Origin of the sequence: Cytophaga sp. FL35, assembly GCF_014349235.1 — a bacterium.
Taxonomy (GTDB): domain Bacteria; phylum Bacteroidota; class Bacteroidia; order Flavobacteriales; family Flavobacteriaceae; genus Euzebyella.
On sequence record NZ_JACSOH010000049.1, the window covers coordinates 1 to 6,526 of the forward strand.

At 40.0% G+C, this 6,526-nt stretch carries 8 protein-coding genes; 4 read left to right on the plus strand and 4 right to left on the minus strand.

What is annotated here, in order from left to right:
- Both BIZ36_RS20210 and BIZ36_RS20215 read right to left on the minus strand, forming a co-directional pair.
- A partial coding sequence (locus tag BIZ36_RS20210; protein WP_187459673.1) for a type IX secretion system membrane protein PorP/SprF occupies positions 1-305 on the minus strand: 305 nt, incomplete at its 3' end.
- A gap of 118 nt (positions 306-423) precedes the next feature.
- Entirely contained in the window at positions 424-1,689 is a 1,266-nt protein-coding gene (locus BIZ36_RS20215; protein WP_187459674.1) for a TolB family protein, read from the minus strand.
- A gap of 248 nt (positions 1,690-1,937) precedes the next feature.
- Between BIZ36_RS20215 and BIZ36_RS20220 the strand changes: the two genes are divergently transcribed.
- Positions 1,938-3,059, plus strand: coding sequence for a glycerate kinase (locus tag BIZ36_RS20220; RefSeq protein WP_187459675.1), 1,122 nt, complete (start codon positions 1,938-1,940; stop codon positions 3,057-3,059).
- Positions 3,060-3,132: 73 nt separating this feature from the next.
- Here the strand turns inward: BIZ36_RS20220 and BIZ36_RS20225 are convergent, their stop codons facing one another.
- Positions 3,133-4,200, minus strand: coding sequence for a tyrosine-type recombinase/integrase (locus BIZ36_RS20225; protein WP_187459676.1), 1,068 nt, complete (start codon positions 4,198-4,200; stop codon positions 3,133-3,135).
- A gap of 156 nt (positions 4,201-4,356) precedes the next feature.
- Between BIZ36_RS20225 and BIZ36_RS20230 the strand changes: the two genes are divergently transcribed.
- From BIZ36_RS20230 to BIZ36_RS20240, 3 genes are all read left to right on the plus strand, one after another.
- Positions 4,357-4,935: a hypothetical protein gene (locus tag BIZ36_RS20230; RefSeq protein ID WP_187459677.1), complete on the plus strand. Its 579-nt coding sequence runs from the start codon at positions 4,357-4,359 to the stop codon at positions 4,933-4,935.
- A gap of 145 nt (positions 4,936-5,080) precedes the next feature.
- Complete coding sequence (locus BIZ36_RS20235; RefSeq protein WP_187459678.1) at positions 5,081-5,521, plus strand: hypothetical protein; 441 nt, start codon at positions 5,081-5,083, stop codon at positions 5,519-5,521.
- A gap of 150 nt (positions 5,522-5,671) precedes the next feature.
- Complete coding sequence (locus BIZ36_RS20240; protein WP_187459679.1) at positions 5,672-5,992, plus strand: hypothetical protein; 321 nt, start codon at positions 5,672-5,674, stop codon at positions 5,990-5,992.
- 352 nt (positions 5,993-6,344) lie between these two features.
- Here the strand turns inward: BIZ36_RS20240 and BIZ36_RS20975 are convergent.
- Positions 6,345-6,526, minus strand: a 182-nt coding sequence (locus BIZ36_RS20975; protein WP_222937492.1) for a hypothetical protein, incomplete at its 5' end; no start/stop codon positions are given.

The window sequence follows — 6,526 nt, forward strand, 5'->3', positions numbered from 1 at the left end:
CTAATACCTACGGCGGTATTGTTGTTCATACGGCTACTAAAGCCCAAGAAATAATTTTGATCGTTGTCTTCAAAAGTAGCATACTGGTTTCTGTGCAGTATGTTGATGTAAGACTTGTTCTCCCTTACCAATGAAAAGGTAGGATTGATCAAAAAGCGGTTATAGAACAGTTGGTTGTGGTACGTACTTTTAGAGTTTATCTGCGTGGGAGCTGTTTCCTGTGCCTGTCCCATTTGTGTTGAAAACAGACCGCAGAACAGTAAAAGTAGTGCCCATCTTTTGGTAGTGTTACTATTGTAGCTCATGGTAGTGATATTTGGGATTAACTGGTTGGCCCTTTAAGGCCGGAAAATGGTCTATAGCTTTTTTAGGTAGGCCGAAGGCGGTAACCGAACGGCCTACACTATTGAACCATTTTATATCTTACTCATCTTCAAAAAGGGATGAAGTATAACGTATCTGTGATTCTGAATTTAAGGCTTCCATAAGGTTGTCCCCATACTTTTCATCGGTGAGGTCTTGAGTTTCATCGGCATAGGTAAAAGCGATTCTTTCTACGTTGTTCTTACCTTTTCCTCTGTTGCTCATGACATAGGCTTTGCCGTTCTCACTGGTAAAGGCCAAGGCAAAATCATCATCCATACTGTTGATGTCGCTCCCAAGGTTTACGGCCAAATCTACCTGTTGCTTGCCCACTTGGGTCATGTATACATCCAAGCCGCCGTAGCCACGTCTTCCTGCCGAAGCAAAGAACAAAGTTCTGTTGCCCACTACTTTAGGGTACACATCATTTTCCTTGGTATTTACCTTGCGACCTAAGTTTTTAGCGGTACCTAGGCTTCCATCGCCATTAATATCCGATACATAGATATCATACTCTCCAAAACTTCCGGGCATGTTACTGGCAAAAAACAATCTCTTACCATCTGCGGAAATAGCAGGGTGTTTGGCGGAAGCATGTTTAGGTGCGGCAGCAATCTCCTGAACATTGGTCCACTTACCGTTTACCTTTTCTGCGCGGTAGATTTTATGTACCTGTTCCTTTTTGGAGAAAATACCGGTACCCGGTTTTTGCTTAACGGTCATACTAAAGTAGGCCGCATTACCATCGGGAGTTACCGCTACGGGAAGTTTGTAAGGGTGTTCCTTATCAAAATCGTCACCTATTATGGGTTTTAGACCTCTTTCTGCCTCGTCCTGGTCACTGACCACAAAGGAGCCATTGCTACTTTGAAAGTCCAGTTCCCTATATTTCTCCGTTACGGGACGGTCTAAAAAACTGGCCACGGAGTTCTTTTTTATTTGGTAGTCGCTGGCAACTTCCGCAAGCCAATCATTCTGCTCCATGGTACCGGCATCTGCGGTGGCGCCACTCATTTTAAGTGCATAATGATAGCGTTTTTGGTAGCTTTTGCTCATGGGAGCCCCTTTTTTGGACTCCTTTAGTTTTTGATACCAAAAGGAAGCGGCAGCGTAATTTTCGTTTAAGAAGTTGGCGTTACCAAGATCTTCAAAAATTTCTTGGTCCTTAAAGCCTTGTTCCTTTAAAATCCTGTAATGCTCCATCTTTCTTTCCACTTGATGGTCTGCCACAGTATTAGATTTGGTAGTGTACTGTGCTGTAGCGGTACTACAGTAACAAGCGATCAAACATGCAAAAAACATGTTAGAGGTTAGCGAATTTTTCATAACTAATTCGATTAGGGGTTTATATCTGAAGACAAAGTTCCCTAAAACCGACCTACGTCCACTTAATAAAAATTCATAGGTTTCCCTTAAAATTCCCTTAAATTGTGTTAAAATTGGTATTTCAACGCCTATTTTTGACCTTTCAACCAAGAAATTTGACCTAAATACCTATGAAGAACTGTTAGTTTCACCTCCTTACAATTAGGTATCCTACTATTACTATTTGACTCGACCAAACGAACATACACATGAAATTTGTAATTGCCCCAGATAAATTTAAAGGGTCCTTAACGGGATTTGAATTCTGTAATGCCGTAGAAAACGGAATTAAACACGCCATACCATCGGCAGAAATTATAAAAATGCCCTTGGCCGATGGAGGTGATGGAACCATTGACGTGGTACAGCATTATATACAGGGTGAAAAAATGATGGTACAAGTGCAAGATCCCTTGCAAAGAACCATTGATGCCCCTTACCTCTACTCCCCCGAAAGCCGAATTGCCTATATTGAAATGGCCGAAGCCTCCGGACTATGGCTTTTATCCCCCGATGAACGCAACTGTATGCATACCACCACCTTTGGTACGGGTCAATTAATTGCCCATGCCCTAGCAATGGGAGCGCAAGAACTTATTTTGGGCATTGGCGGTAGTGCTACCAATGACGGTGGTATGGGTATGGCCATGGCCCTAGGGTTCCGATTTTTAGATGTAAAAGGAAAAGAGCTGGAACCTATAGGCGCCAATCTTATTCATGTACATACTATAGAAAAGGACCAAAAAGCCAAGGAATTGGAGAAGGTAACCGTAAAAATAGCCTGCGATGTGAGCAATCCGTTCTATGGGCCAAACGGGGCCGCTTATATATATGGTGCCCAAAAAGGAGCTTCCGCGGTGGAAATTGAACTTTTGGACCAGGGGTTACGGAACTTTGCCAACGTCATTGAGCGTACCTTTAACACCCCAATTCATGAGGTTGCCGGTGCCGGTGCCGCCGGGGGAATTGGTGGTGGGGCCCTGGTCTTCTTAAATGCTAGTATGGCCAGCGGAATTGACCTAATTAAGGAACTGGCAGATTTTGACAACGCCATTAAAGGAGCGGATTGGATTCTTACGGGGGAAGGACAGTTAGATGGCCAAACCCTATCCGGTAAGACAATTGACGGTGTTATGAAGGCCGCCAAGGCCGCAAAAATTCCTGTAGCAGCTTTTTGTGGTTCATTGGCCATTGATAGAGATTTACAAGAAGCATTCGGAATCCACTACGTGACCTCCATTCTTAAAGGCATCGTCAATCTGGAGGAGGCCATGGAGGAGAGCTACACTAATTTAGAATTTGCCGCATATAATTTTGCCAAGATACTTTAGCTCAAAATTTCCATCGGTTTTAAAAAACCACTTTTGAGGAGGAGTTCCGTATTTATATCTATATACAATTTACCTATAAAGAATCTAGCGGACTGGGTACTTTGGAGAGACTTCTAGGGGTTACCTTGGTATAGACCTGGGTGGTTAGAACGCTGTTGTGCCCCAAGAGTTCTTGAATGAACCTCATATCTGCCCCAGCTTCCAAAAGATGGGTGGCATAACTATGGCGAAGACCGTGCACTCCTATACGTTTGTTGATCTGGGCCTTTTTCATAGCATTTTTAAATATGTGCTGCACACTGGCTATGGCATAGGGTCCGCCGTATTGCCCTTCCAACAGATATTCCTTTGGGCGGTATTGTACGTAGTATTTTCTTAGCTTGTCAATCAAGGTATGCGGCAGGGGTACATAACGGTCTTTTTTGCCCTTGGCCCCACTAATATGAACTACCATTCTTTCACTATCGATATCTGTCAATTTAAGTCCCACCACTTCCGAGACGCGCAACCCCATGCCATATGATAGTTGAAGTGCTACGGAATGCTTAAGGTTGGTGGTGACCTCCAATAGCCGTTTTACCTCTTCTTTGCTCAACATTTTTGGCAAGGTTTGAGGCTTTTTGGGGCGGGGAATATCAAAAAACATCTTAGGCCTATGAAGTACTTGTTCAAAGTAAAATTTGATCGCATTGATCTTACCGTTCATTTTTCGTTCCTTGAGGCCTTCATTTTTTAAACAGTATAGAAAATAGTCCTTTAAACGTTTGGGGGTGAGATCATCTATAGAATACGTACCCAACAATACCAATAAGTGCTTAAGCTCTGCCAAATAGGTTCTCACCGTATGCGGACTATAGCCTTTAAGCATGAGCTGTTCTTGCATGGCCACATAAGCTTGTTGGTTGGTTTTGGAAATTTGGGTGAGGTGTGTATGTATGGCCGGCTTCTGATCCAATTGTAATTCTCGCCGCACGGCAGGCAAATCTGGCAGGTACCACGACTTTTTAGATTGGCTCCACTTTGCAGAGGGAAATCTTTTTCTTAGTTGCTGCTGCAGTATTTTATTATATTTAAACTTTACAAGTATTACTTTTTTGTTGCGATGTGTGTCTGGCAGGAAGGTATACTGGGCGAAATTCATCTTTGGTATTTTGTATATCAATTTACAAAAAAAATAAGCTGATATACGTTTTACCGAAGTTTAAATTTTATAATCCATTAAAAACAAGGCACATAGGTATTTTGGAGTTCCATATATTTATGTGTTACCAACAAGCTGACAAAAACGCACTCTGAATTGAAAAGCAAACAACCATACCTGAAAGGAAAATCTGTTTTTATAGTTTCATTACTTGTAATCGGAATTACAATTCTGACTGTTTATCTGACTGGAATAAATTACAATCGGAGTTTAACTTCAAATCTCTATTTATCGCTTGGAATTATTGCAACAGCGTTATTTCTGTTTATGACTTATGGACTTTACACTGGAATTGGGCTAATTGACAATTTTCCAAAATTTAGGAATTTTAAAAGTGGAGATTTCATTGCAAATAGCGGAACAGGACCAACTATGGAATTACCATCAGTTGGAGATGGAATTGGAGGACTGATTTTGTCAATTGTACTATGGATTGCGATGTCAATATTGTTTGTGATTTTACTAATAATTTTGGAAGCCGTTTTTTGGTTTTCGCTATTTATAATTTTAGCAATGCTTTATTGGATTTTCTTTAGAGCATTAAAATTTGTTTTTAATAAATCAAAAGATACAAAAGGAGATATTGGAATTTCAGCAATTTATTCGCTGACTTATACTCTAATCTATGTTGGTTGGATATTTGGAATTGTATATATGACTGAAATAATAAAATAAAGCCAGTTGGTAACAACGGCTATAATTCATTGCTGCTGACTTTCCTCGCGGAAAGTCCTCGCAAATTTGCTATCTTCGGTGCACGGCGGAAAATCCTCGCGGATTTTCACGCAACGAAACCATAGCCAAACCGTTAGGCTTCATTATGAAAAAAAGAACTGAAATGAATGTTGAGAAATTAAAGAATCAACGAAGATTGAATGTTCAAGAGCAAAATCTCGTGAAGAAGGACTCAATTTTAAAAGAAGCTAAATATTGGAGAAATAACGGAGTGCCTGAACCTTTAAAAAAAGTATTTAAAGAGAATAAAATTGAACTCGATGAATCAATCATATTGGAATATGAGCAAAACTTCCCAGGTTTAAGTACTGACGAAGGGATTGTACTTACACCTAAAGGGAAATTCTATGAATTCGATGCGGATTTAAACAATGACAGAACTGAATTAATTGAATTGTATTCATTCACTGATATCTCAAATAGGTTTGAAATTGACGAGCATAAGAAAGGAATCGGAAAAACATACGGATTCTTAGCATTAGAAGTATTGAACGAGTTAAACGAAAAAGAAAGAACGAAAGCCTAACAACGTGTATAATTAATTGCGGCTGAATTTCCTAGGCGGAAATTCAATCTTATTAATTATCTTTCCGCAATAACGGAAAACGACTCGAGTCCTTTTCCCGCAAAAAATCATACACAAATACGTTGCAATCAATAGCTCGAAAAAATAAATATGGGTTATCTAATCGCTGCTTTATGTTTTGCTTATATGTTTTGGGTTTTTATTGCAAATGCAGATTTGAAGATTGAAAAAATAAACGAGTTTTTGCAAAGGAAAAAACTGAACTACGTAAGGCATAAAGAAATAAATAAGCCATATAGTTCGAACTTTGAATTAGGAGAAGGTCTTTTCACTTGGTTGCATTTCAGAAAACATCATTATGAAATTGATGCTACGGACATGCAAGGCAATCCAGTCGTTGTTAGCGCTTTATTCTATCAAAATGTCTCGTTTATTTATAGGAATAGAGTATTTTTCAATATTGAAGATTAATATTCAAGATGTTCTGAAAATAAAGTTGAACGGACTTCTGAATAAGTTTATGCGAATGAACATGAATCTGACATAACTAATGCGCAGATGGATTTCACTTGGACGGAATAAAATAAAAACGCAAAGATTCTTACTTACTCAAACGTGTCGCTACTGATTACAACAACGGCTAAATTTTATTGCGGCGGAATTTCCAACGGGAAATTCCACGCAATTACCTAAATTAGAGGCAACAGCTAAAACAAATCGGGTCTTTTGTCCGCAACAAAAACTTAGCCAAGACCGATGATGCACAATTCACCTAAAGGTGAACCCAAATTGCTACATTGTCGCTCCGCTCCAATTCCCGCACTTAGGGATCGTGCATCATCGCAGGGCAATGTCGGATTGCATTGGCCGTAGGATGAGGGACCATCGACCTTATCACCTTTAGGTGCCATCGAGGAAAACTGTGCATATCAACCGCTATATGCAATCCGGTGTGCTCCCTTGTATTTTTCTTTTTTACGTACCTTTCGGTACGACAAATAAAAA

Excerpts from the sequence above, each read along its gene's own strand:
- BIZ36_RS20235 (WP_187459678.1), top strand. The coding sequence starts at position 5,081 with ATGAAAAAAAGAACTGAAATGAATGTTGAGAAATTAAAGAATCAACGA.
- BIZ36_RS20220 (WP_187459675.1), top strand. The coding sequence starts at position 1,938 with ATGAAATTTGTAATTGCCCCAGATAAATTTAAAGGGTCCTTAACGGGA.
- BIZ36_RS20225 (WP_187459676.1), bottom strand. The coding sequence starts at position 4,200 with ATGAATTTCGCCCAGTATACCTTCCTGCCAGACACACATCGCAACAAA.
- BIZ36_RS20240 (WP_187459679.1), top strand. The coding sequence starts at position 5,672 with ATGGGTTATCTAATCGCTGCTTTATGTTTTGCTTATATGTTTTGGGTT.
- BIZ36_RS20215 (WP_187459674.1), bottom strand. The coding sequence starts at position 1,689 with ATGAAAAATTCGCTAACCTCTAACATGTTTTTTGCATGTTTGATCGCT.